Here is a 3,754-nt window from a genome sequence, read left to right on the forward strand (position 1 = left end):
GTCCCCAGTCCCCAGTCCCGAGTCCCGGCTTCATTCCAGCAACCTGGCCCAGCGCTGCATGCCGTCCCCCCGCGCCCACGCGGACCGGTGTCGTTGGTGGTGCTGGCGACGCTGGCGGTGGGCTACACCTTGTGGGCGGCGCAGGAGGTGATCCTGCCGGTGCTGCTGGCCGCGTTCTTCGCCCTGGTCGGCAACCCGATCCTGCGCGGGCTGCGGCGGCTGTACGTGCCGCGCTTCCTGGGCGCGCTGCTGGTGCTGCTGTCGGGCATGGCGGTGGCCACGGCGCTGACCATGCAGCTGGCCGGGCCGGCCGCCGAGTGGGTGCAGCAGGCGCCCGGGCAGATGCGCCACATCGCCACCCAGGTGCGCGACCTGACCAAGCCGATGCAGCAGGCCAACCAGGCGGCGGAGAATTTCGCGCGCGCCGCCGGCGGCGACAACGGGCGCCGCGTGCAGGTGATCCGCACCCAGCTGGACGACCCGTACAAGGCGCTGGTGCGCACCCCGCGGCTGGCCGCCTCGGCGCTGGCGGTGGTGTTGCTGACGTTCTTCTTCATGGTGTTCGGCGAAAACCTGCAGCGGCATGCGATCGCGCTGCTGCCGAACCGCCAGCAGCAGAAGTTCACCACCGACATCCTGCGTTCGATCGAGCGCGAGGTGTCGCGCTACGTGCTGACCATCAGCGTCATCAACACCCTGGTCGGGCTGATCTTCGCCGGCATCCTGGTGCTGCTGAAGATTCCGCTGCAGGAAGCGCTGCTGTGGGGCACGGTGGTGGCGCTACTGAATTTCGCCCCGTACGTGGGCCCGCTGATCGGCGCGATCCTGATGCTGCTGATGGGCTTCGTGGAGTTCCGCGATCCGCTGAGCGCGGCGCTGCCGGCGATCCTGTACCTGGCGCTGCACATGCTCGAAGGCCAGGTGGTGACGCCGATCGTGCTCGGCCGGCGCATGGCGATCTCGCCGCTGATGCTGATCCTGGCGCTGATGCTGTTCGGCTGGCTGTGGGGCATGATCGGGCTGCTGCTGGCGGTGCCGCTGCTGGTGTGCATCAAGATGGTGCTGGCGCGGGTGGACGGCATGCAGCGCTGGGCCAGGTTGCTGGAATGAAGCCGGGACTCGGGACTGGGGACTGGGGACTCGGAAAAGCGATCGATGCGGCGCCGGGGCCGGCGCGTGTGTCTACTGTTGGCAGGAGCCGGCACTGTCGGTTGGCGTAAAATGTTGCGAGTGACTTCCTTGCCTTCCTTCCCCGTTCGCGCCATCACGCTGGACCTGGACGACACGCTGTGGCCGTTCGCGCCGATCGGCGCGCGCATCGAGCAGGTGCTGCACGACTGGCTGCTGCAGCACAGTCCGCGCACCGCCGAGCGATTCCCGATCGCGGCGATGCGGCAACTGCGCGACGAGGTGTTCGCCGCGCATCCGCACCTGGTCCACGACCTGAGCGAGATGCGGCGCCTGACCCTGCGCCGCGCGCTGCGCGACAGCGGTGCCGACGAGGCGCTGGTGGAGCCGGCGTTCGCGGTGTTCTATGCCGCGCGCAACCAGGTGGAGTGCTACCCGGACAGCATCGCCGCGCTGCAGCGGATCGCCGCGCGCGTGCCGGTGGTGGCGCTGAGCAACGGCAATGCCGACCTGGCCACGATCGGCCTGGCCTCGCATTTCGCGTTCCAGCTCAGCGCGCGCGAACACGGCGCGGCCAAGCCGGACCCGAGCATCTTCCACGCCGCCTGCGCGCGCCTGGGCCTGCCCTGCGCGCAGGTGCTGCACGTCGGCGACCACATCGAGATGGACGTGGTCGGCGCGATGCAGGCCGGGCTGCGCGGGTGCTGGATCAACCGCGACGCGCAGGCCTGGCATCCGCCCACGCCGCCGGACCTGCACTTCGACACCCTCACCGGCCTGGCCGACTGGCTGGACGCCACCCAGCCGGCCGTCGGCGCGCGCGCATGAGCGCCGCCCGCTGCCGCCTCTTCGCCCTGGCCGCGCGTCGCGCCGACCGCGCCCGACTCACAAGGACCCGCTGATGTCCCTGCCTTCCGGCTTCACCGATGCCTCCCCCCACGCGCTGCCGCTGCATGTGCTGGACCGCGAACGCCTGGCCGAATGGCGCGCCGCGCAGGCGCCGGCCTGGGTGGCGTGGCTGGATGCGCAGCAGTTCGTGGCCGCGCCCGGCACGGTGCTGTTGCTGCCCGGCGCGGACGGCGTGGCCGCGGCGGTGCTGGGCGTCGGCGACCGCGGCGATGCCTATGCCTACGCGCACGCACCGCATGCGCTGCCGGCCGGCAGCAGCTGGCGGCTGGCCAGCGCGCTGAGCGAGGAAGAGCAGGCCGCGTTGCACCTGGGCTGGGGCCTGGGCAGCTACCGCTTCGCCCGCTACAAGCAGCCGACGCGGCTGCCGGCGCAGTTGCTGGCCACGCCGAGCGCGGAAGTACGCGACCAGCTGGAGGCGTGCGTGCGCGTGCGCGACTGGGTCAACACGCCGGCCGAGGACATGGGGCCGGACCAGCTGGAAGCGGCCGCGCGCGCGATCGCCGACGCGCATGGCGCGCAGTGCGAAAGCATCGTCGGCGAGGAATTGCTGCTGCGTAATTTCCCGGCGATCCACGCGGTCGGCCGCGCCTCGCACCGCGCGCCGCGGCTGATCGTGCTGCGCTGGGGCGAGGAGGCGCATCCGCACGTGGCGCTGGTCGGCAAGGGCGTGTGCTTCGACACCGGTGGCCTGGACCTGAAGCCGGCCGACGGCATGCGCCACATGAAGAAGGACATGGGCGGCGCGGCGCATGCGCTGGCGCTGGCCGGGCTGGTGATGGCGCAGCGGCTGCCGCTGCGGCTGACCGTGCTGCTCGCGGCGGTGGAGAACGCGGTCGGCCCGGACGCGTTCCGCCCCGGCGACGTGATCGCCACCCGCCAGGGCATCAGCGTGGAGATCGACAACACCGATGCCGAAGGCCGGCTGGTGCTGTGCGACGCGCTGAGCTACGCCAGCGAACAGGCGCCGGACGCGATCCTGGATTTCGCCACGCTGACCGGCGCGGCGCGGGTCGCGCTGGGCCCGGACCTGCCGGCGCTGTTCTGCAACGACGACGCGCTGGCGCAGGCCTGGATCGCCGCCGGCGAACGCAGCCGCGACCCGGTGTGGCGCATGCCGCTGTGGCGCCCCTACCTGCGCTATCTGACCAGCTCGATCGCCGACCTGGCCAATGCCGGCTCGCGCATGGCCGGTGCGGTGACCGCGGCGCTGTACCTGGAGCGCTTCGTGCCGGCGCGGCAGGCCTGGGCGCACCTGGACGTGTACGCCTGGAACGACAGCGACCGCCCCGGCCGCCCCGCCGGCGGCGAAGCGCTGGCGCTGCGCTCGGCCTACGCGATGCTGAAGGCGCGCTACGCCGGGTAGGTCTGGCGGGGCGTTGCCATCGTCCCGGACGCGTGGCCGAGGTTGCTGGAGCGCCTCCTGTAGGAGGGGCTTCAGCCCCGAAAGACCACCCAAACCGCCAGGGTTCCTGACTTCGCTCGTCGCGGCTGAAGCCGCTCCTACAGGAGCTTGCGGCTTGCCCGCCGGGTGCACTGTGAGAGGGACTTCAGTCCCGACGCGATCCGGTCGCGGCACCTCTACCGCTTCGCTCGTCGCGACTGAAGTCGCTCCTACAAGGGTCTTGCGGCTCTCTTGCATGGTGCACTGTAGGAGCGGCTTCAGCCGCGACAGACAAGTAAAACCACCAGGGTTGCTGGCTTCGTTCGTCGCGGCTGA

The 3,754-nt window shown here is 71.4% G+C and carries 3 protein-coding genes; all 3 read left to right on the plus strand.

Going from position 1 to position 3,754, the window contains the following annotated elements; genetic code table 11:
- Positions 1-1,110: AI-2E family transporter (locus JR064_RS22860; protein ID WP_425510328.1), on the plus strand; the 1,110-nt coding region annotated here is incomplete at its 5' end.
- A gap of 129 nt (positions 1,111-1,239) precedes the next feature.
- Complete coding sequence (locus tag JR064_RS22865) at positions 1,240-1,956, plus strand: HAD family hydrolase (protein ID WP_225210174.1); 717 nt, start codon at positions 1,240-1,242, stop codon at positions 1,954-1,956.
- Positions 1,957-2,029: 73 nt separating this feature from the next.
- Complete coding sequence (locus JR064_RS22870) at positions 2,030-3,400, plus strand: leucyl aminopeptidase family protein (RefSeq protein WP_206231238.1); 1,371 nt, start codon at positions 2,030-2,032, stop codon at positions 3,398-3,400.
- Positions 3,401-3,754: the final 354 nt, after the last annotated feature.

It is taken from the genome of Xanthomonas bonasiae (assembly GCF_017163705.1).
GTDB lineage: Bacteria > Pseudomonadota > Gammaproteobacteria > Xanthomonadales > Xanthomonadaceae > Xanthomonas_A > Xanthomonas_A bonasiae.

Coding starts and splice junctions, on each gene's coding strand:
- JR064_RS22870 (WP_206231238.1), top strand. CDS start 2,030: ATGTCCCTGCCTTCCGGCTTCACCGATGCCTCCCCCCACGCGCTGCCG.